Source organism: Pedobacter sp. Bi126 (assembly GCF_918698245.1).
Classification (GTDB): Bacteria; Bacteroidota; Bacteroidia; order Sphingobacteriales; family Sphingobacteriaceae; genus Pedobacter.
In genome coordinates, this window is sequence record NZ_CAKKMS010000013.1 from 1 (window position 1) to 22,804 (window position 22,804).

Annotated in this window: 11 protein-coding genes; all 11 read right to left on the reverse strand. The window is 41.1% G+C overall.

Annotation, left to right across the window (positions count from 1 at the left end; genetic code table 11):
• Nucleotides 1-394: 394 nt before the first annotated feature.
• A complete protein-coding gene (locus LQ201_RS25280; protein ID WP_230146455.1) occupies nucleotides 395-2,020 on the reverse strand; it encodes a RagB/SusD family nutrient uptake outer membrane protein in 1,626 nt (541 codons plus the stop codon).
• Nucleotides 2,021-2,053: 33 nt separating this feature from the next.
• Nucleotides 2,054-5,161: a TonB-dependent receptor gene (locus tag LQ201_RS25285; RefSeq protein WP_230146456.1), complete on the reverse strand. Its 3,108-nt coding sequence runs from the start codon at nucleotides 5,159-5,161 to the stop codon at nucleotides 2,054-2,056.
• A gap of 834 nt (nucleotides 5,162-5,995) precedes the next feature.
• The gene (locus tag LQ201_RS25290) at nucleotides 5,996-7,177 is read right to left on the reverse strand and encodes a DUF4998 domain-containing protein (RefSeq protein ID WP_230146457.1); all 1,182 of its coding nucleotides are present in this window, start codon (nucleotides 7,175-7,177) and stop codon (nucleotides 5,996-5,998) included.
• Between the two features lie 20 nt (nucleotides 7,178-7,197).
• Nucleotides 7,198-8,376, reverse strand: coding sequence for a DUF5000 domain-containing lipoprotein (locus LQ201_RS25295; RefSeq protein ID WP_230146458.1), 1,179 nt, complete (start codon nucleotides 8,374-8,376; stop codon nucleotides 7,198-7,200).
• A 32-nt stretch (nucleotides 8,377-8,408) separates the two neighbouring features.
• A complete protein-coding gene (locus tag LQ201_RS25300; protein ID WP_230146459.1) occupies nucleotides 8,409-10,304 on the reverse strand; it encodes a RagB/SusD family nutrient uptake outer membrane protein in 1,896 nt (631 codons plus the stop codon).
• Between the two features lie 2 nt (nucleotides 10,305-10,306).
• Nucleotides 10,307-13,510 carry a TonB-dependent receptor gene (locus LQ201_RS25305; RefSeq protein ID WP_230146715.1) on the reverse strand — a complete coding sequence of 1,068 codons (3,204 nt, stop codon included), beginning with the start codon at nucleotides 13,508-13,510 and terminating at the stop codon, nucleotides 10,307-10,309.
• A 756-nt stretch (nucleotides 13,511-14,266) separates the two neighbouring features.
• Nucleotides 14,267-15,154 carry a helix-turn-helix domain-containing protein gene (locus LQ201_RS25310; RefSeq protein ID WP_230146462.1) on the reverse strand — a complete coding sequence of 296 codons (888 nt, stop codon included), beginning with the start codon at nucleotides 15,152-15,154 and terminating at the stop codon, nucleotides 14,267-14,269.
• Nucleotides 15,155-15,501: 347 nt separating this feature from the next.
• Nucleotides 15,502-19,605 carry a two-component regulator propeller domain-containing protein gene (locus LQ201_RS25315; protein WP_230146463.1) on the reverse strand — a complete coding sequence of 1,368 codons (4,104 nt, stop codon included), beginning with the start codon at nucleotides 19,603-19,605 and terminating at the stop codon, nucleotides 15,502-15,504.
• Nucleotides 19,606-19,856: 251 nt separating this feature from the next.
• Nucleotides 19,857-20,207 (reverse strand): L-rhamnose mutarotase, encoded by a 351-nt coding sequence (locus tag LQ201_RS25320; protein WP_230146464.1) that lies wholly within the window; start codon nucleotides 20,205-20,207, stop codon nucleotides 19,857-19,859.
• Between the two features lie 215 nt (nucleotides 20,208-20,422).
• Nucleotides 20,423-22,087 (reverse strand): alpha-L-fucosidase, encoded by a 1,665-nt coding sequence (locus LQ201_RS25325; protein ID WP_230146465.1) that lies wholly within the window; start codon nucleotides 22,085-22,087, stop codon nucleotides 20,423-20,425.
• Between the two features lie 275 nt (nucleotides 22,088-22,362).
• Entirely contained in the window at nucleotides 22,363-22,695 is a 333-nt protein-coding gene (locus tag LQ201_RS25330; RefSeq protein WP_230146466.1) for a helix-turn-helix domain-containing protein, read from the reverse strand.
• Nucleotides 22,696-22,804: the final 109 nt, after the last annotated feature.

Sequence of the window (22,804 nt, forward strand, 5' to 3'; positions counted from 1 at the left end):
GATGAAAAACTTTGCTTTGGTAATATACTTCCCAGGGGTCGGATTTTTTTGAATAAAATCACATGTTTTTTTTAGGAGAAACGATATGTTTCTCCTTGGAAATATTGCTGGAAATTAAACTCATGTACCTTTTTTGATTGTATATAAATATACTAAAAAAAACTATCTCAAAATCCAAAAAACCTTAACTTAATAGCATTGGACACGCTAAGACCAGATGAGGTATCGTATAGACCTCTTTACCCGCAAGAAGTGAAAAGGCGTAACCTTCTTAAATTAGTGTTAGAAGGAGGATGTTTGCACTATTGAATAGTACTCAAATAAAAACGCCATTCCCTTAGGAATGACGCTCATCATACTAACCAAAAGTATCTTAATTGACTACATCAAAATATCAATAGCCCGGATTTTGGGTTAAATTTTTATTTAGATCCCTTTCTGACTGTGGAATTGGCCAGAGCTCATTTTTACCAACGACAAAACTGCGCTTTTTGAAAATATAGTATCCATTTGCGTTTACGGGATAATCTTTATAATTGGCAGGGTCGTTGGTAAGTTTCATACCGGTAAACTGCTGATTGTTCTCTGAGCCGATGATCCCCCATCTCAAACAATCAAAATACCTGATCCCTTCAAACGCAAATTCTACACGGCGTTCTCTGCGTAGGATTGTTCTGAGTGCTGTTGGATCTAAGGTGGTTATTGCTGGCATTGCCACAGCTGCCCTTCCCCTTACTTTATTTATTGTTGCATCCAATAACACCTGATCTACACCACTGCCAGACTCTAGCTTTGCCTCTAAATAGCCAAGCAATACTTCTGCATACCTGATCAAAGGAAAGTTGTTTCCCGTATTATTGGTTGTTGCTACAGCAGGATCATCCTCGAGGAATTTATAGATAGCATATCCGCTCCAGACACCAGGGTACTGGTTCAAGCGGTCGGGAAGCGTTGTCCCGGGCTTTGCAGAGTAAACTTTTCCGCGAAAACTCGTACGGTCGGAGATCATGATGTTGAAATCCATTCTTGGATCGCGGTTGTTATATGGATTGTTTTTATCAAATAAAGGAGATTCTGCTATCGTTTTCCCGTCCTTACACTCATATGCTTCAACCAGTTCATTAAATGGTGAGTATTGGTGCCACCCGCCCCATGTTTCGGGTGTAAGGTATTGCAACAAGGCATGGTTGTAAGTATCCCTAATGTACTGCATTGACATGATGATCTCACGACTGGTTTCCCCTGCATTTAAGAAAAGTTCACGGTATCTGGGATCGATAGCATAATAATTATAATCGATGATGGTTTTATAAGTAGTCGCTGCCTCTGCCCACTTTTTCTGAGCAAGCTGCAACCGGCCAAGAATGGCCAGTGCCGATGCAGCAGTCATGTGACCAAGACGGTCTGCACTTACAGAAACAGGAAGTGCAGCGGCCGCAGCCTTAAGCTCACTTTCGCAAAATGCCCAAACCTCTGCTTTAGGAGTGCGGGATACAGAGTTTGCCTCATCTACCGTCAACAGTTTTTGTACAAGAGGAACATCGCCGAAATATAAAGCGAGATTGAAGTAGTTGTATGCCCTAATCGTTTTTACCTCACCTATCATTACTGCTTTTTGCGCCGCATCCATACTCACCAGACCAATATTGGCTAAAAAATTATTGCACCTTCCAATCTGTGAATAGGCCTGGGAATAATACGATCCCACAAAGCTATAGGTAGAATTTAATGTACCATTGGTGAAATTATCAGGAATAGACTCCTTTTCGGATCCATTACCAGCCATCAGGTCAAGGTTAACCATTGATGTTGCCGCCCAGAAATTATAACCGGTAAAACCTGCCCCACTGTCATAGACCCCATTCAAAGCAAGTGTTGCATCACCAGCTGTTTTCCAGAAAGTGGCATCTGAAATTGATGAAAGCGGCTGGGTATCTAAAAGGTCTTTTTTACATCCTGCAACCACACTCAGGAAGGTACATCCCACCACAACTGTTAATTTATATATATAATTTTTCATTTTGTTTTATTTAATGATCCTAACTACATTAGATTACAATTTCACATTTATACCAAAGGTATAGATGGCAGAGAGTGGATAGAAGTTTGGGTTGTCTCCCGAACCCTGGCCGTTTTCTGGATCCCATCCTTCGTAAAAATCATTTAATGTGAAAAGATTTTGACCACCGACAAATAGCCTAACCTTATCCAAACTGATTTTTTTAGTCAGATTAGATGGCAAGGTATACCCGATCTGGACGTTTTTCAATCTCAGAAATGTTCCTGATCTATTCCAGTAAGAGTTTCTCTGAACATTGGCACTACCCTGGCTCAGATTGGTAATGCGTGGATAAAGTGCATTTCTGTCAGGATTTTGTGTGGTCCATGCATTTTCATATTGCCATTGCTGAACATTCCCACCGTTATATAATGCGTAGGCCTGATAAGATCCCATCTGCACCGTATATCCTCCAAGTCCGGAAAATAAAGCTGAAAAATCAAACCCTTTGTATGCAGCAGTTAAGTTTAGTCCGTAAGAAGTTTTTGGATTGGTATTTCCTAAAATCTGCCTGTCATAAGTGGCATCTACCTTTCCATCCGGAACCCCGTTTGGTCCGCTGATGTCCTTAAATCTGATGTTACCAGGGACACCACCATTTGGTTGTGTTGGGTAACTTGCAACATCCGCAGCATCAACAAAAAGACCATCGGCCACGAAGCCGTAAATCGGGTTTAATGGTTGGCCTAGAAAGAAATTGGGGATTACGTTTTGAATATCGCCCGCTATTTTGATTACCTTTTGATTATTGTATGAGAAATTTGGTGATACGCCGAAGTTTACCTGACCTATTTTGGCATTGTAGGTTAAACTTACTTCGACACCTCGATTCTGAATTGAACCCGCATTCTGCGTTGGTGCGCTTAAGCCAAGTGTAGAAGATACCGGAACCTGGTATAAAATGTCTTTAGCTGTTCTGTCGTAAATATCCACTGTACCACTAAGCGCATTATTGAACAAGGTGAAATCAAGACCAAGATTGGCAGTTGTTGTTGTTTCCCATTTGATATCCTGATTGGCAGCTGCAGTCACCGCAGCACCAGGGGCAATTACCCCTCCGAAATTATACCTTACATTGGTGCTGATGTTATATTGATATGGGTAATTGGAAATATTGGCATTACCCAAGGAACCATACGATGCTCTTATTTTCAGCTCATTAACCCAATTAATATTATCTTTAATAAATGATTCCTCGGAAAGTCTCCAGCCGGCAGAAACCGCTGGAAAAACCCCATATCTGTTTTTAGGCGCAAATCTTGAAGAACCGTCATAGCGAACATTGGCCTCAAAAAGATATTTACCACCGTAATCATAGTTAAAGCGGGCGAAGAAAGACCTGAAAGCGTATTCATTGGCAGATCCGGCGTTTTGCATATTTGTCGTTGCGCCAGCGTCGAGCTGATACAACAGATTGTTCGGAAATTTGTCGCGGTAGGCACTTGTGAAATTATCGCGGTGTGCTTCTTGCTGATAACCACCTAAGATAGAGAAGTTATTTTTGCCAAAACTTTTAACATATTTTAAAAGTAAATTAAGGGTAACTTCATTTCCATCGGTATTACCTATCCCCAAACTATTTGGGCCCACATAAGTCGTCTTATCAATGTTAATATCCGCAATATATGTTGTATTTACACTCGTGTAATAGTGATATCCAGCAGTTCCACTTAGGTTCAAACTTGGTATGATGTCCCATGCAAGTGTGGTATTACCATAAAAGTTTTTAGCACGAAGATTATTAAAACCTTCACTAGCCAGCCACGCTTCGGGGGCGAAGAAATCCTGTCGGCCGTAGGTACCATCTGATTTCAGTCCTGCAATAGTATTGGGCTCACGTACCGAAAATCCAATAATCCCACCTATTCCAGCGGAATTGGACTGAGGCTGTGTCTGAAATTGAGAAAAACCGAGTATACTGGTTTTAAGGTTCAGATTATCTTTGATACGGGTATCGATGTTAGCCTGTATATCGTATCTTTTGTTGTTGGTTTCTGCCGTTAACCCGTTATGATCCCGATAGCTACCTGATAGATAATACACATTATTGCCTTCACCGCCAGAAACATTAACATTGTGGTACTGCTGAAATCCAGAACCTGTATTCAACAGATCCTTTAAATGGGAAACGTTGGGAAAGTTATCCGGATCGGTACCACTTTTATATTTTGCGACCACATCGGCACTTGCACCAGTTAATTCCGCATAAGTCCATGAGTCGACAAATTGTGGTAAACTCGTTATTTTCTCCCAGCCAAAATAGTTGTTATAACTGATAATGGTTTTCCCCTTTTGTCCACGTTTAGTGGTAATCAATATTACGCCATTTGCCGCCCTGTTGCCATAAATTGCTGCAGAGGCCGCATCTTTCAGTACGGTCATACTGGCAATATTGTCCGGTGCCACATCATCCAGTGACCCTGCAATTCCATCAATCAATATTAGGGGGCTGCTGCCTGCATTGAACGTCCCTACACCTCTAATGATTACCCTTGCTCCGTCACTGCCCGGACGGCCTCCACCCTGCTGCACCTGCACACCCGGGGAAAGCCCAGATAAAGCCTGGGATGCCTGGGTAATGGGTCTGTTATCAAGGTCTTTTGAAGAAACTGTAGATACCGATCCGGTAAGGTTTACTTTCTTTTGGGTTCCGTAACCAACAATAACAACTTCATCTAGTTTTTTATTGTCATCGGCGAGCTGAACATTGATCTGTGTCTGTTGTCCAATAACAATTTCTTTGCTTGTAAAGCCTATAAAGCTAAATACCAGCGTTCCTTTACCATCGGGGATAATTAGTGAATAATTTCCCTGTGAATCTGTCTGAGTTGCTTTTCCAGACTCTTTGTGCCTTACCACAGCCCCTGGTATTGCTTTTCCGGTAAGATCGGTAACTTTACCGCCAACAGTAATATCAATTTTTATATGCCCGGTATTGAAAACACGTGGCTTGTGAATAACAATAATATTATTTAAACTATTGTAACGGCTTAAATTTGTACCTGCTGTTCCGCTAAAGGGGATAGCGAAAAGTATTGAGCAGAAAGTGAACAGTGTTAATAATCGGCGCCATTTTTCTGGCGACTTTGGCATCATTTCCATATTTGGTCAGTTGGTTGTTATTATTGAGAATCAGGCAAGGATATTTCAGTTGCCTGCTTATTGTGACTTGAACAAATTACCTCAGCCCATATAAAAAGGCTGGTCAAATAGCTTTAGATTAAGTTCGTTTTCTTTTCATGGGCATATGATGATTTATTTGCACTTTTCCTACACGATAATTACAGGAATGGATAATATTGAGACTTTTTAGGCCGGAAAGATCCATTTTAGTTATAGGCGACAGTTTTACCATGCTTCAAAATATTTGGTTGCACATTCTTCAAATCAGACAAAGAATATATTTCAAATATAAAAGGCGCAATAGTTGCAGGATTTATGGTAATCAGACTTCTTTTTATACTTTTCCGATTTTTCGCATTAAACCAACGCTGATAATTTTTCCTAAAAAACAAACGAGTTGATTTGCCCTCTATTTTTATGGGACTAGGCTGATGATGGTATGGACAGTTATTTGGCTTTAAACGCTATAAATCAGCAGAATCCTTAAACTGCCGATAAACGAGATCAATTAACAAGCGCAGCTTAATGACTTCTAAAGGATCGTGAAACGCTTAAAGTATTTAACGTGCTTTGTTATCCAGACTCCATTAGACCGGAACACAATTACCAATATACCCTTTTGATTTACAGATACTTACAAAACAACCACATTAACAAACTGATTTATAAATAATTGAGTATTGGAAAAAAGTAGTGATTGTGCCTAACAGGCTAACCCGCAAATCAGAAATCCAAACCATTAACATGGCTTGGATTTCTATTTATTACAGTAAAGGATGTTTCTTGATATCGGATGTATTGTTTCCGAGCCAATCAGTCCTTATATAACCGCACTTTACTGAACCTTACACTACTCTGATTTTTGACTACCATGGTAGAAACAAATCCTAATGTAATCTCCTGGGTCTGTGTCAATGAGAAAGGAACGGCAAAATCTTTTCCATTCTGCGAATTATCCAAAAATTTAAAACTTCCCAGGGCCTGTGAAATGTCGGCCACATCGGGCAGTGTTTGGCCCAGGTTTACAACGGCGTAAGTAGCCTCTAGTGGATTGGCAATTTCAGACACTGTTACCACATAACGATATTTCCCTGGTGGGAGTGTAATAGTTTGATAGATTTTTCCATTTGTAATTTGGGGTGTACCCCAATACTCAAAAGCAATAAAACCACCCCCATTATATGAATCCCACCCACCTACGGCGCCATTGGACATGTTTCTAGCGGCGGCATTGGTAGTCCAATCTGCAACTAAGCCCCACCTTCCATCTCTTTTACTTTGAAGAAATGGTGCTCCCGGGTTTTTTAAATAAAACTCTGTTATTTTCCGGGATGCAGAAGCGCTATAAAATGTATCAATGGCCAAGGAATCTGGTAAAAAAAGAGTCCGGTACTGAATATCTGTACCAGGATTTTGATCGGTCAAGGTCGTCTGTATTGCGTCTTTGGATATCCTTTTAATCGTTACTTTTCCGTTTATGTTGGTATAGGTAACTTCTGCACCTATCGATCCTGCATCTGAAGCGCGCCAGTTGAGATATGTTGTTCCATTGGATGGCTGATAAACAATATTTTCCAATATACGGTTCAACAACGATTTCTCAAAAACATCGCCATAAGCGGCACCTTGCTTCAAGGCTGCGACAGATTTATTTCCACCTTTATCGTAGGTTAACACCTCAAATGAATAATTGCCTTCCGGAAGTGGCGACACCATTGCTTTTATGGTATCTATTCCTTTTCCCCTGGTGATGGAAACATCCTGATGATTTGCCTTGTTGTTCCAGTATATAGTCGCTTTTACGATATTTGGATCGGATATAAGCAGGAACCTGACCAATGCCCTGTTGCGTCCCGGCTGGATCCTTAATGAATCGGCTTTACCTGGGTAGACAATAACTTTGCCATCGGTGAATTTTTTGTAATCATCCATTTTGCTGCAGGAAACCATTAATAAGGTAACTGCAATAACTGAATAAGCAATAATATGTTTCATACTATATAATTTAATAAAGATCATTTGTCGTTTCCATAAAAAGTCATCTCTGAAACGTGAGCTGCCTGTCCCCCTGGTCCTATCCAAGTTTCCAATACCTTAATTCGGATATATCTTACAGGAGGTGCATCCAAAGGAACATTGGTCTCTTCACCGCGTGCAGCAGCGGCTACATCCTCATTGGAGTTGGAACCGATCGGCTGAGCAGAAGGCTTAATAGAAACACATGATGCCAATTTGGTCCAATTGGTATAACTGCCATCGCTGGCCGGATTGGTCGAACCCCAAATTTCATATCTTTTGGGATTTCCATGGTTATAAATCCATATACCCTGTCTTTGCCAAAGCGTAAAACGGCTTATCTTCGCGGTCACACCAAGATCGAAAGTAACCTGGCATGGCATACCGACATCTGTGGTATGCCACATATTTCCCTCTGCCGATATTACGTTGTTCCACAGGTTACTGATAGGCAGGCTCCAGCCAACCGGAGCGTCTGTAGGCAGGGTAAGCACCTTAAATTTGCTTTTGTCGAGCTGTTTTTCAAAAATCGGCGTTAGGGTTGCTTTTGCCGTATCGGTGCGGTTGTCCCATCTGTCTCTGATATAAACCCCGAAAACTGTTTCTTTAGAGGGAAAGCCCCTCGAGGAGAAAAGACCGTTTTTAGATTTGGTATAGATGGTTTCTCTTGTTGCAAAATTGCCCAAAGAATCTTTATAAGTTACCACTACTGCAATATTGGCCTCCGTAGGATTGGCAAAGCTTATATTGATGCCACCAAAATCGGTAACCAAAGCCAGGCTTCTGCGAACGGCGAAAATGGGCGGCTCAAGCGCTTTTACTTTAATGGTTACCGGTGCTGACCTGTTTTCGGATTTGTCTACGGCATAAAGGTTAAGACTGTAAGATGCAGTATCGGCGAAACCATCAACAGTTAAGGCATTGGTGTAAGAAGATGCTTTAACGCTGATTACCTTACCGTATTTATTTGTATATTCTGCCACCACATACATCAGGTCTGCATCTGAGGGCAGATTATAGGAAACCTTAACTGCGCCTGCCATGCGTTCAGAAACGGGATTTGAAATCGGAGGCGGTGCTACTGTATCTTTTTCCAAAGGTGTCAGTATATCTTCTTTGCAGCCAAATATCATCACACAAAACAGTGTGGCCAATACATACCATTTATTATTTTTCATCACATTCAATTATTAAATTATCCTATAATTAATTACCAACCAGGGTTTTGAACCAGATTGGGGTTGACAATCGTATTGTATTCTTTTATTGGCCACAAATAATCACGGGGCGCTACAAACTTCTGGTTGAAGAGCAGTTTTGGCCTATAATATCCAGTAGCATCGGTCTGCTCAATGTCCCATCCATAAACTGGGGTATTGAGCGTAGCTGAAGCTTCTTTCCACCGCCTTAGATCCCAGAACCTGCTCCCTTCGAATGCCATTTCAATTCCGCGTTCCTGATGGATTATCTGTCTTAGCCCTGCCTGATCTTTATATTTGCCAGGGTTATTGGAATAAGTATCCCAAGATAGCTGAACGGCTTGCAGACCGGCTCTTTCCCTAACCAGATTGAGGTATTGATAAACCGGTTCCGAAGGGCCGTTTGCCTCGTTCAATGCTTCGGCATACAACAGATACAGATCGGCTAAACGCATCAAAGGCCAAGGATATTCTTCCTGGGTATAACTCAGGCCATCCTGTATTACAAACTTCCAGTTTACGAGCTTTTTGGTAAAGTATCCTGTAATTGAATAGCCAAATGCTGCACGCCTTGATTGCCCCTGTCCTGATTTAGCCTGTACCGGCCAGGTTTTATTCTGCATATACCATAAAGAGCCGTCAAAGGCCAAATCTGCGTAAAACCGGGGTTCTCTGTCGAAATGTAATGCAGAGGTGGTGTAGCCATCCTGCAGATAATCCCGATCTAAGGAGGAGGCAGTTTTTAGACTGTATCTGTCAGAAAAGTTCCAATTTTTATCCTCGGCGATAGGCACTCCGTTTTTGGTATAAAACAATTCGGCCATGCGTATTGTCGGCGCCAGTTGTCCCAGTAAACTCTCATTGCCCGATCTAGCAGCATCTAGCCTTGGTATGGACTGAAGCTGTATCCCCGATCCCGTTCCATTTGTAAAACCCCAGATCAATTCCTGGTTCCAAGGCTCACAGACACTGTTTCTAATATCCATCTCCTTCTTGAGCTTATCGGATATGCTGGTTAATGCAGAATTGAATTTATACAAACGGATCCCCGCAAGCTCACAAAGATCAATGGCCTGTTTACAGGCATCAGCAGCTTTTTTCCATTTCGCGACGCTATAAGTCGAGTTTACCAACGCTGTCCCATCTGCATTCTTTAATCCGTTATAATCCGAATTTCCATTAAACTGCGGACTTGCGGCCAATGTTAATACCCTTGCTTTTATGGATATGGCAATCGGGCGGGTAATGTGACCTAGTTCAGAAGAGCGGTTTTGAATGGTAATAGGCAACTTGGCAGCAGCGGTATCCATTAAACCTGCGATATAGTCAAATACCTTATCAACCGGCTCACGTTTTATCCTTACCTCCTCGGTTGTTGCGGTAATGGGCAGGTTTTTATCGATGATTGGAATCGGCCCATACATCCTGAGCAAATAAAAATGATAGTAAGCTTTCAAAAACTGCACCTCGCCTGTCCATATATTTTTTTGTGATGGATCCAGGTCTGGCACTTTGTCTACATTATCAAGGAAAATATTGCAGTCACGCAATGCTTTGTAGATGGCTTTACCATCCTGCTCACCGTCCCAATAATTGAGCAAAGGCGATGTAAGGGACTGATTGCCCCTGGCAATCTGCTGAGGGTAAGACGGGAGCCGGCTGAGTGAGGTAATAGGCCAATAAGTCCAGAACTCATCACTGGCCAGCATTGCCGGATTCTGACTGACATTGCTTTCCTGGGGCAGGTAAGAGTAACAGGTAAACAGGTATTTTTCAGCTTCATTCCGATTGGTGAATGCGTTTTCTATTGTTGCGATATTATCCGGAACGATATCCAGATAATCTTTTTTGCAGGAGAGTATCAAGGTTAAGATAACTGCTGCCAAAAATATGCTTGTCTTTTTCATAATTAAAACCCTATTTGTATACCCACATTATAAACTCTCTGTACCGGGTAACCTAAGCCGTTGCCACCCATTTCAATGTCCCATAGCTTAAAACCACTAAGACTCAATAAGTTGGTTCCGCTCACATAAAAGCGTGCATTGCTTAGCTTAACCCTGTTGATTATTTTTTTTGGGATTGAATAACCTACTTCAGCGGATTTCAACCGTAAAAATGAACCGTTGCGCATAAACCAGGTATTTGTCTGTACGTTATTATTGTTCTGACTGTCGCTCAACCGGGGCCAAAGCGCATAGAGGTTCTGGTTGTCTTCAGACCAATGATCGTCTGCATAGGCTTTGATCAATGCATTTTGTGTCCCCCCCAATGATTCACCGGGATAGTTGTAAGGTACAAATGGTGCTGTAGCCCTGGTGTCGATCCAGAATGAGGAACGGGCAGACCCCTGGAAAAACACCGACAGATCAAAGTTTTTATATCCTGAAGAGAAGCCAAAACCGTAAATGATCTCCGGAACGGTAGGCAGGCCGATAGGTACCCGGTCGAGGTTGGTAATCTGACCATCTCCATTTACATCCCGGTATTTGATATCGCCCGCTGCATATTCGCCGAAGGTCTGTTTTGGAGAATTGGCCACATCATATTGATCGATAAATAACCGTTCTGCAATTAAGCCATAATTCTGATTAAGCGACTGCCCGATCCTGGAAAGATAACTTTCTTTGTACTGAGGTTCCTCAAACTGTGAAAATTCACTGTGTGCATAGGTAAAGTTTCCATGCAGACGGAGCCATAAAGAAGAATTAAAGTTTTTGCTATAATCGGCTGAAATATCTACCCCATTTGCTTTTGCCTTACCTGTATTGGCTTTGATGGCAGCAGCAAGGCCCATTGTACTGGGAATAGCAGCACGCTCCATTAAAATGTTATCCCTGGTTTCGGAGAAAATATCTACCTGTAAATTGAAATCGTTAAACAGGGTCAGCTCTGTACCAAAATTGAATTTCTTAGCCCTTTCCCATGTAATAAAAGCATTATCGTAACGATTGACAGTTATTCCCGGCCTGTAATAGGCAAATTGCTCACCAAACCTGGCCCCCTTGCCTCCATCGGACAAGTTAACTTCTGAAAGATAAAAGAAACGGTCTTCCGGTGATCCGATAGCATCATTCCCGACAATTCCATAGGTTGCTTTTAACCTTAGTTTACTTACGATAGTGCTGATCGGTTTCCAGAATTTCTCATTGGATACCTGCCATCCAAGCCCTATCGCTGGAAAAAAACCATACCTTTCGGTTTTGAAAAAACGCTCAGATCCATTATAGCCAAAGCTGAGTTCGGCGAGGTAACGGCTGTTATAGCCATAAGTAAAACGTCCAGACACACCTTGATTACGGTACGGCAAAGATTTTTGCAGGGTACCGCTGTTTGCAAAGAGCTGTTGCCTTCTTTGATATACCAGTAGGGCCGTTATATCATTTACTTTCGAAATCTGCTTCACATAATTTACCGCAGCCTCCATGTAGGTTGTCGTATTGATATCCTTTGCACCTTCGTTGTAATTCAGGTATTCGGTCGCCGAACCCTCATTCAGCAGGGTTAAACCATAAGTATCCTGCAGGCTATTGTAACCACTGGCCGAATAATAAAAAGGATTGTAATTCCGGCTGACATCGAAATAAGAATACCGGGAGGTATTGAACATGCCCCTCGCCGAAAGGCCCTGCGTGATGAATGACAGATCCTGTTTCACCTCAAACTGTGCGTTCATCAGCGATCTTGAGTAATCGCGGTAACCTTTCACCAGATCTGCATAAGGATTGATCAGCAGACCGTTACTTGAATTTCCGAACAAAATGTGGTTTGTTTTTGGCATTTGGCCTGCCGGATAATATGCAGGGAACAAAACGGGATTGCTTCTCATAATTTTGGTATACAACCCGCTTCCACCATCTATCGGCCCTGTATAGTCATCAAAACTTCCGGCTAAACGCACAATGACTTCTGTGGTTTTCGTCATATTGATATTGATGTTCGAGCGTAACTGATAGGATTTAAGGCTGATATTGCTGTTAAAGTTATTACGTTCATCAACTTTAAGAAGACCGTTGTCATTGTTGTAGGTACCTGCTATGTAATAACGGGCTACCTTACCGCCACCATTGGTACTAAAATTCATACGCTGATTATTCGTACGGTTTTTAAGTAACATTGTCCTCCAATCATTTGAAGGATAAATATTAGGATTGGCACCCAATGCGGTCTGATCGATCTTGTTTTGGGCATATGGAAGTATGCCTAACGGATTGCGGGTAACAACGGCCTCATTTGCAAGTTTCATATAGGTTATGGGATCTGCAAACTCCAGGTTTCTTGTATTTTCAGATGTAGAATTTTCAAACCTGACCTGGATTTTTGCTTTCCCTTCCTCACCTGTTTTTGTCACAATCAGGATGACACCATTTGCGCCCCTAGCGCCATAAAGGGAAGTAGCTGTAGCGTCTTTCATGATGGAAAAACTGGCAATGTCATCTGGCTGCATTCTGGCCAGATCGGTTGAGGTAACCTCAATTCCGTCTATTAGTATAAGCGGGTCTTTTTTATACCCAAAAGTTGTTACTCCGCGGATAAAGAAGGATGCATTGTCCTGTCCAGGCTCTCCACTGCGCTGATAGGCAATAACTCCCGCCAGTTTACCTGCTAATGCAGTGGTCAGGTTACTGGATGGAACTTTCAGGTCTTTTGGGTTGATGGTGGTAATCGCACTGATCATGCTGGATTTCTTTTGCGTACCAAAAGCGACTACGGCTACCTCATCGAGATCATTCAGGGACTCCATCACTACATTTATTGTACTTTCGCCCTTAATTTCCACTTCTTTGGTCTTATATCCGACCATACTGAAAACCAGGGTACCATTTGCGGGAACCTTTAGGCTAAATTTCCCATCGTTATCTGCCTGTACCCCTATTTTGGCAAATTTCAGCGTAACGGTTGCACCTGGAAGTGGTCCCTGAGCATCTTTTATGGTTCCTTTGACTACAATCTCATCCCGTAAAAAATAAATATCGGAAAAGGGAGTGTGACCGGTAGTTTTGGAGCGGGCGGTCTCTGGACTGGATAAGCCCAAAATCAAAAAAGGTATGCAGAACAGATTGACTCTGGTTCTCTTCTTCGATCCCAAAAAAGGCGTTGTTCGTCGCTTCATAGCAACATACTTCATTAAAGCATTCACGTTCATTTAGTTTATATTTGGTTAATCGGTTGGTTTTTAATAAGTGGAATACGCCAAATAGCCTGTTCAATGCCCAACTACCAGCAGTATTCTTTAAATTGGGAATGATCGGTAAAATTCCTTTCCCAAGGGCCCGACAGCTGATTGCCAGATGAAACGGCGCGCCTATTCTTTCTTTGATCACTTTAAATTCCCCATCAAATACTCCTGTGGTTGCATTTACCTGCTTACCAGTACTGAAAGCGCTATAAACCATAATTTTGTCTTAAGCAGAACCTTTAATGCGTTATAGTCGCTTTTCATTTGAAGTGCCTAAAAAAAGAGTCAAAGCAGTTCCTTATACCCCGACATACAGGGTTCAAACAGAAAAACGAAATGGTTGTAATGGCCTACCTTAAGTTGCAGACGGGGCTAGTAATAGTTTTCTCATAATTGTCGCGTTAGTTGGTACTTTTATATCCACCTGGCTTACCATGATCTTCATCAGATCACTCAAAATCCGCAGCGGGTATTAAAAATTAATTGTGTAAAGGCAAAACCTGTTGCCTTAAATATTTGGTTATACATCCTTAACAGCCGGTTAATGATGTGATCAAATATAAAATCTAATCAGGCGATATGATTTATTGTAAACAGACTTCTTTTTATACTTTTCCGATTTTTGATGTGCTGTTCAATGGAAATTAAATGATGTTCAGCATGAAATTGATGTGCATTAATCCCGTGGGATCAATCAATAAAATTCAATGTCTTATTCTGCGTTTTGTAAGCGCCTGGTGTTAGTCCGGTAAGCTTCTTAAAAACCCTGGAGAAATAATGAACATTTTCAAATCCAGTTAATTCGGCAATTTCATCTTGTTGTTTTTTACTGGTAATAATGAGGTACTGGGCCCGTTCTATTCTTTTTTGTAAGATATAGTTCACGGGGCTTTGACCTGTGTAGCGGTGAAAGAGCCTTGAAAAATAATCTGTATTCAAATTTGCCCGGTCCGCAAGATGACTTACTTTTAGCGGTGTCCGCAGATTGATCTGTATATAACCAATGGCATCCATCACTGCAGAGGGCTTGGCAATAATCTTGTCTTTATGAAATATTTCCGGTTTTAAGAATCTGGATATCAACTGAAAAATAATCCCCTGTGTTTCATATTGCACAGCAATACTCTGAAGGTTATTCAGCTCGGTGTATTCCTTGTAATAAATATCTTTTTCATACACCATTGGATCGTTGGACCTGTTGATCCCTCTGCCCGGATTAATAGCGATCAGTCGCTTAAAATTGGCGATATCGTTAGTGTTTGCCTCAATCTGCAGACTTTCCATGCAATTGGAAAACAGCGATATCCCGTCTGCCGAATCTTCAAAGAACTGAACAAAATACTGGCTTAAAAAGTGTTCGCAATAGAGGTTACACAGGGTAAAACTGGGAATGAGGTAGAGATTACCGGGAATTAGCCTAAGCGAACCGTTCGGACCGGATATTATACCTTCGCCTTCATCGATATAATACAGTCTATAATACGGGCTGATTACATTTCTAAAGTTCCACTTATTTCCGAGTTTTACGTAGTCGACGTTCAGCAGCCGAAAAGAATGCCTGATGAGCCGTTTATTCATTGTCATATTGCCTTCTTTAATTATTGATAATTTGATAATCGGTTTTTAATAATTTCTGCCATCCACTCATTATCGCGGGTTTGCTGTCAGAAAGTATAATCATACCAACCTTTAAAAGCAGGAGTCCCGTGATAGAAAGGAAACGACAGTTCAATGATCAGTATTGATAATGTTCACTAAATTCAGCCTATTTCAAACTAGAAAGGGGGGGCTAACAGGTAAAATTGGAGGGGCAAACGGAGGGGGTGTCTTTTGGATTGACAAATAAGGGACAATATGCGTCAGACTTGGCTAACCTTACCGTTGAAAAAAAGTTAATATAGGGAGAGCGGCTTAACAGTGTACCCTTATATTTTTTTACGCTTAAGATCCTGGTTGACTGAAACGGTCTTTGAAAAGACTCTTCTATATTTTTTGATGTATTCCGAGGGGTTCATCAGGAATACTTTTTTGAATTGTTCTCTAAAATATTTTATGTCATTCATTCCAACGCTGTACATGGTTTGCCTAATGGTATTTTCGGTGCTAATAAAAATTTCGGCGGCTTTGCGCAAACGTATAAAACGTATGAAACTATTGGATGAATGTCCGGAAATGGATTTGATCCGTTTATATAGATTCTCTCTGGACATTCCCAATTCTTCGGCTAATGTTTTGATATTAAAATCAGGGTCATCAATATGCCGCTCAACAATACTGATACAGTTCTTTAAAAAGTCTTTATATTCTGCGGATATTTTTAAGCTGTTTGGATTCAGCGTGATTTCACTATAAAAATAGTTCTGCAGGCTGTTTTTGCTTCTTAGAATACCCGCGATCCTGGCCATTAACAGATTCTTATCGAATGGCTTACTGATGAAATCATCCGCACCGCTTTCAATACCTTTTAATTTGACTTCTTCAGAAGTATTCGCGGTGAGTAGTACGATGGGAATATGGCAGATAGATTCGTCTTCTTTTACTTTCTGGCAAAGTTCAATCCCCCCGATCCCATTCATCATTACATCACTAATTACCACATCAGGAAGAAGCTCACGTATAATCGATAAGCCACTTTCTCCATTCCAGGCCTGTAGAATGTGATATTCCTTAGCAAAAATTTGACGGAGGTAACTGGCAATCTCTTCATTATCATCGATAATAAGAATAGATTTTCTTTCTTCGGAAACAAAATCGTTAAGCAACAGTTCATCATGCTGCTCAACGGCAATTTCCAGTCCATGCTGATCAAGCGCTTTAAAAAATATTGGATCTTGCTCGACATCGGTATCAATCGTAGAAGAACTGATATAATTTCCGCCTTTTAAGATCTGGACATGGAAGGTTGTTCCGGAATGTGCATCGCTAAGGCAGTTTATCTTTCCCCCATGCAGTTCTACAAAGGTTTTAACCAAATAAAGTCCTATTCCAAAACCACCTCCAAACGACCTGTTTTTTGCAGGTTCCTGATAAAATCTGTTAAAAATCTTTTCCTGTGCTTCAGGGCTGATGCCACATCCCGAATCTTTCACCTCTATAGTAACATCAGCATCATTTTCCTTTATGTCTATCCCTATCTTTCCACCCTCTGGCGTAAACTTAAAGGCATTTGAGAGTAAATTAAAGATCACAATCTCAAGCTTTTCCCTATCGGCAATAATTTGAATGGCCGCTGAAGAGCTATGAAAGGAATAATCGATCCTATTTGATTTTGCCTGATGATCAAAACATAGATAAACCTCTTTCACCAGTTCAACAATATTAACTCCTGATGTTTTTAAGGTATCTCCCTGCGCATCCACCTTACTGTAGCGTAGCAATTGATCGACAAGGCCTAACAGACGCTTAGCATTCCTGTAGATAATATTCATGTTGCGGGTATCCAGGTACCTGCCATCCTGATGGAGAAGATCCTTTACGGGGTTGATGATCAGTGTGAGGGGAGTTCTGAATTCATGCGAAATGTTTGTAAAGAATGTCGATCTCTTTTCATTGAGCTCCTTTTCCTTTTCACTTTCCAGATGGGCAATCTTTATCTCATATCTCAGTTTTTCCTGTTTTCTCCGGTAAGAAATATAAATCCCGGCCCCTAGAAGAATCAGCATAGTATAAATCACATAAGCCCACCATGTCAGATACCATGGAGATCTGATCCTTATAATCAAAGTTGTTGCTTCGTTGTTCCAGGTCCTGTCACTGTTGGTTGCCTTTACTTCAAAACGATAGAGTCCGGGGTTCAGATTTGTATAAGTAGCATTACGCTGATTGCCTACCTCATTCCATTTTTTATCGAAGCCCACTAACCGGTAAGCATATTCTATTTTCATCGGATCGGCATAATTTAGTGCAACAAATTCCAACGAAAAAACACTTTGATCATACTCAAGGACAATTTCTTTTGCAGTATTGATGTTTTCCTTTAAGGGACCGGTTTGCTTTGGCAGCACGGATTTGCTAAATACCATAAAATCGGTAATATAAACTTTGGGACTGCCCTCATTTAAGGTAACCTGTTTAGGGTGAAAAGCAATATAACCTTTGCTTCCGGCAACAAAAATAGAATCGCCGTTACGCCCAAGAATAGCATTTACCGAAAACCCGTCAGCCTCATCAAAATTCCTAACCTTACTGGTCGCTGGAACCAAGCTGGATATACCGTTCTCGGTTATCAGCCAAATGGTTCCCTGGCTATCTTCAATGATATCTTTGAAGATATTACTGGAAAAGCCTTCCCTTTTCGAATAGCCCTGAAACTGCTTTGTGCGTGGATTGTACATATTTAATCCATCAGGAGTACAGATCCAAATATTCTTTTTAGTGTCAAGGAAAATTTTATTTATAACATTGCTGCTTAATCCATTATCAGTCGTGACCTGCGTGAAGCTACCAGTTTTTCTATCGAATATATTTACCCCTCCACCATAAGTCCCTACCCAAATCCTACCATCAGAAGCTTTGCAGAGCACATAAGCGTGATTATTATTTATTGAAAGCGCATTTTGAGGCTGGTTATAGAAATGCTGGTATTTGTTTTTATTCCGGTCAAAAATCTTTATTCCTGCATCAGTCGCCAGAACATATACGCCTTTATCAAGCTCTAAAATACTCCTGAAAACATCTTCGTTAAATAGATTACCGATTGAAGAGTGATGATAGTGGTGGGTGAAGACAGCTTTACGCTCATCGTAGCTATCAAAACCGTTCTCTGTTAATATCCAGAGAATCCCATTGGTGTCGAAATAAAGGTCACTTATGTTATTACTTGTAAGACTGTTAGCTGCTTGGCTCTTTGTAAACAGCTGTGTTTTTCCAGATTTTCTTTCAACTTTAAAAAGGCCATTATCAGTGCCGAACCAAATTGATGAATCTCCTACAAGCATACTGCTGATACCCCTGTTTCCAAACGGCAGTGGCTTAATTTTTAAATTATAACGCTGATGATCTATTTTGTACAGTCCGTTTACTGCATTTATCCACACGATACCGTTCATGTCTTTATACGACTCACCGTTGGCATAGTTTTTTATGCTACCGATCTTTTCCCACTTTTTTGACAGTATACCATAGCGATAAAAACCGTTGCTACCCCCAATGAGCAGCGATCTGTCATCCAAGGGCATAATACTGAAGACGGAATATGTTTCATTTTCCGGATGCTGAATCTTAGAGAATTTACTGCTTTTTACGTCGAAATTAAAAAGACCGTTCCAATAGGTTCCAACCCATATACTTCCATTTGAAGCGTAACTGAGGGACCAAATGTCATTTGGATTTTTCTCTCCATTGACGTGATATTGACGGAAGCTGGTAAAGAGCCTGCTTTTTTTATCAAATTTGTTAAGCCCCCCGCTCCAATTCCCCAGCCATAAATTGTTGCCGTCATCCTGGATGATCGCGTTAACAGATTTGCCTACCATACTGCCTGGTCTTGTGGGATGTGGCTTATAAATCCGAAATTGTTGCCGATCGGGTATATACTGATTAAATCCATCATCGGTACCAATCCAAACGGTTTCTTCCCTATCACACAAAATAGACCATACCTTATTATTGCTTAAAGAGCCTGGCTTTTTTTCGTTGTGGAAAAATCTTTTGAAAGTTTCAGAAAGCGGATCGAACAGATTGAGCCCGTCCATTGTTGCCACCCATATCCGGCCCTGACGGTCCAAACAGAGTGCGTTGATATAATTATTTGTAATGGAGGTGCTATCACCTATTTTCTTTGAAAATACCTTAAAATTAAAGCCATCGAAACGGCACAGGCCATTTTCGGTTCCAACCCATATAAACCCCTTTTTATCTTGTAATGTAGCAGTAGTGCTCTTTGAGGGAAGCCCATTGGCTATCGTATAGTTTTTGGCAGTTAACCATCGTTTGCTGACGGATTCGTCATTTATAGACTGGGCAAAAGCAGCATGAAAGCTAATTATGATCAGACAAAATGAAAAAAACATTCTGATGGCAATCATCATAATATACTTGGTTTGGTGGGTAAACTTAGTACATTAAAGGCGGATATCATACAGGGCGATAAAAATTCACGTGTCTCAGACTATCTAAATGGGCTCATTTTTGTAATCAGACCAAGATGTCTTTTGATCCCATTTAAGATTTCTTATCTCAAAAGCCACATCAGAATAAGATGCAGTACACCATCAGGAAGGTCTTTTTCTAGCGGTTAGCGGGAAGAGGCATAGCGCTGCTTTCATTAATGGCTGGTCGTTTACTTAATTTGTTTTGCGCAATCCAATTCGAATATTTTTTCCATAAGTACCCACTTCACTCCTTCGTCGGCAAAGGGCAAAGGTTGCTGAAACTTCCACATGAGTTTTTCCCATTGCTGGACCTTTTCATTTTTCTCATCCATCTGCGCCTTATGTGAGAAACTGAACTCTTCGGTGGTTTCCATCGACATAAATAGCCGATTTGAAACCCTATAGATTTCCATTTTTAAAATTCCGGAATCAATAATGCTAGCCGTTATTTCCGGCCAGCCATGTTTATGGTAGTCTTCGTATTCTGCAATGAGCGCAGCGTCATCAATTAGATCAAGCGCAAGGGCGTATTTTTTCATATTTAAAGGTGTATTTGAAAGTTCTTTGGCTTGCAATTGAGACGCTGATGGGCAGAATAGATTTTTCTAAACCTTGGCATTTATTGTAAGTCTTCAAGCCAACAATGGGGTAAAGTAAGCTGACCGATGTAAATCTCCGGTTATGTAAACACTACTGATACAACCCACCATGCTTGAGGCTATTATCAATCTCTTAAAACCGGAGAACAATACCATTAAGCAATTCTTAGTGGATTGGCATAAGAAGCCGATGGCTTAACATCAGGAAAGTAAACTTTAAGGCCATCTGCATTTCTTTCAAATTTCAGTTCCTGGCCTGTTGCTACAAGCTGTACACTGTTTATTTTTTGGGGATAAGATGAACTATCTATCGCTAGACTTGTAATAAGCACAGATCCGTCAGTTGGCCAGGCCATCACAGTAGCGAAAAGCGCGTTTCCCTTTGCGGTGAAGCGTATGTCCTGCTGACTAAAAGGCTTTCCTTTACCTTCATTAAACCCCTGTGCAGTTAATGAAGCGGCCTGGTTCTGTGCCGGTCCTTCTCCAAATATCTTCCACGGCCGCGTTCCATAGATACTGTCTCCATTTGCGTTCATCCAGATACCGATTTCTTCAACAATTTTGCGTTCCAGTTCATCAATTGTGCCATCACCCCGAACAGGAATATTCAGCATCAGGTTTCCATTTTTACTCACCACATCAACCAGGGTATGGATAATCGTTTTTGGGGTTTTATAAGCCTTCCTGTCGTATATCCCCCTATCGTAGTGCCAGTCACCGATGCAGGTGTCAGTTTGCCATGGCAGAGGCTCTATACTATTGCTCTGCCCGCGTTCAATATCCCATACCATCGCTTTCCGCTGCTCTTGGGTGAGGATCTTACCGGTGATAACTGCGGTTAGTTTACCATTGTCCTTAATGCTTTTATTGTACATATGAGCAGCAATTTTCAAACCGGCATCACTAATGGGCCACATTGGAAACTGTGAATCATCAAAATATATCATATCCGGGCGGTATTTATCGATCAGGTCGATTGTCCGGTTAAAGAATTTATCGATGTATGCTTTGCTAGGTGGAGTTACGCCATTACCCCAATGCCATTGTTTATGGATCATGCCATCATCTTCGCTGTTTTTACTGAGCTCATGATTTTGGGCGTAAAGTTCCTGTGGATCAAGTCCATCCCACCATTTGCCTTTTCCATCCTTTTTGGTAAGGGTTCCATCATAGGGTACTCCTGCCAACGGGCCCGTTTTATCAGCTCGCTGAGCAGTTTCAAACCAGCTCCAGGTATGTGCTGCATGGACACTTACAGCAAAAGGAAGCCCATGTTTTTTTGCGGCGGCGGCCCAGCCGCCGATGATATCCTTTTTAGGTCCTTGTTTTACCGAATTCCAGTTTTTCTGATATTTACTATCGTATAAGTCTAAATTGTCGTGATGATTGGCGAGTGCCATGAAATATTTTGCCCCTGCGCTTTTGTATAGGGAAACCAATGCTTCCGGATCCCATTTTTCTGCCTTCCAGATATTGATTACATCTTTGAATCCAAATTTAGACGGATGCCCATATTTCTCGACATGGTATTTATATTTCCAATTGCCCTCCATGTACATGTTCCTTGCATACCAGTCTCCTGCTTCCGGCTGGCATTGTGGTCCCCAATGAGCCCACATTCCAAATTTTGCGTCTCTAAACCACTCAGGCGTCTGATAGTTGGAGAGCGATTCCCAAGTTGGAGAAAATGGTCCAGCTAAGATTTTTTCAACAAATTCTTTTGCGGCATCCCTGTTTATTGCCAGGGCAGAAAGTTTACTGGAAAGCAATATTGCAGGCAAACCTAGGCTAAGGCTTTGGATAAGTTTTCTACGGTTCATATACATTTGGTCAGCATGATCTAATACAAAAACAAATTTATCGATGTGACCAGGTACATTTTTATAAAAAAATGACTTTTTTTTATAAAAATCCGACTTTTCGAACATCCTTCACTTACCCTAATGGCCATAATTTTTACTCAGGCAACAATCCTATAAGCCTTGTTAACAATCCATATGATCGAGCGAACTCTATTTCGATAACTTGCCTGACTTATCCAAAACCGTCTACAGAACTCGCTCGCTTTGGTGGCCAAATGATCCTTCCTTCAGCATTACACCAAATTCTCCAGACCGAATTCGATTAATTTATCAAGAACCGGAAGGGTTTTCTTTCCTAGGTCGGTCAGCCTGTATTCAACTTTTGGAGGGATTTCAGGGTAAGCCTTTCTACTGACGAGTTTATTTTTGACCAGCATCGTTAACTCCTGTATGAGCATTTTCTCACTGATATCCGGAATTGCCTTTTTCAGCTGACCGTACCTTATCACATTATCATTGATCTGAAAAATTATCATCAGTGTCCATTTGCCTCCTAAAAGCCTTAATGATGCTTTAACGGGACATCCTTTGTCGCAAGGAATAATTTTTTGTGCTTTTTCTTCCATTGATAATCAATAATTCTAACCAAAAGGTATGTGCCCAACCTTTTGGTAAGTACTTGTACAAAGGTATGTAAATATTGAATTTTGCTCTAGTTAACCTTAAATAAAAAAA

Excerpts from the sequence above, each read along its gene's own strand:
- LQ201_RS25320 (WP_230146464.1), bottom strand. The coding sequence starts at position 20,207 with ATGAAAAAATACGCCCTTGCGCTTGATCTAATTGATGACGCTGCGCTC.
- LQ201_RS25295 (WP_230146458.1), bottom strand. The coding sequence starts at position 8,376 with ATGAAAAATAATAAATGGTATGTATTGGCCACACTGTTTTGTGTGATG.
- LQ201_RS25290 (WP_230146457.1), bottom strand. The coding sequence starts at position 7,177 with ATGAAACATATTATTGCTTATTCAGTTATTGCAGTTACCTTATTAATG.
- LQ201_RS25280 (WP_230146455.1), bottom strand. The coding sequence starts at position 2,020 with ATGAAAAATTATATATATAAATTAACAGTTGTGGTGGGATGTACCTTC.
- LQ201_RS25300 (WP_230146459.1), bottom strand. The coding sequence starts at position 10,304 with ATGAAAAAGACAAGCATATTTTTGGCAGCAGTTATCTTAACCTTGATA.
- LQ201_RS25330 (WP_230146466.1), bottom strand. The coding sequence starts at position 22,695 with ATGGAAGAAAAAGCACAAAAAATTATTCCTTGCGACAAAGGATGTCCC.
- LQ201_RS25305 (WP_230146715.1), bottom strand. The coding sequence starts at position 13,510 with ATGAAGCGACGAACAACGCCTTTTTTGGGATCGAAGAAGAGAACCAGA.
- LQ201_RS25315 (WP_230146463.1), bottom strand. The coding sequence starts at position 19,605 with ATGATGATTGCCATCAGAATGTTTTTTTCATTTTGTCTGATCATAATT.
- LQ201_RS25310 (WP_230146462.1), bottom strand. The coding sequence starts at position 15,154 with ATGAATAAACGGCTCATCAGGCATTCTTTTCGGCTGCTGAACGTCGAC.
- LQ201_RS25285 (WP_230146456.1), bottom strand. The coding sequence starts at position 5,161 with ATGGAAATGATGCCAAAGTCGCCAGAAAAATGGCGCCGATTATTAACA.
- LQ201_RS25325 (WP_230146465.1), bottom strand. The coding sequence starts at position 22,087 with ATGAACCGTAGAAAACTTATCCAAAGCCTTAGCCTAGGTTTGCCTGCA.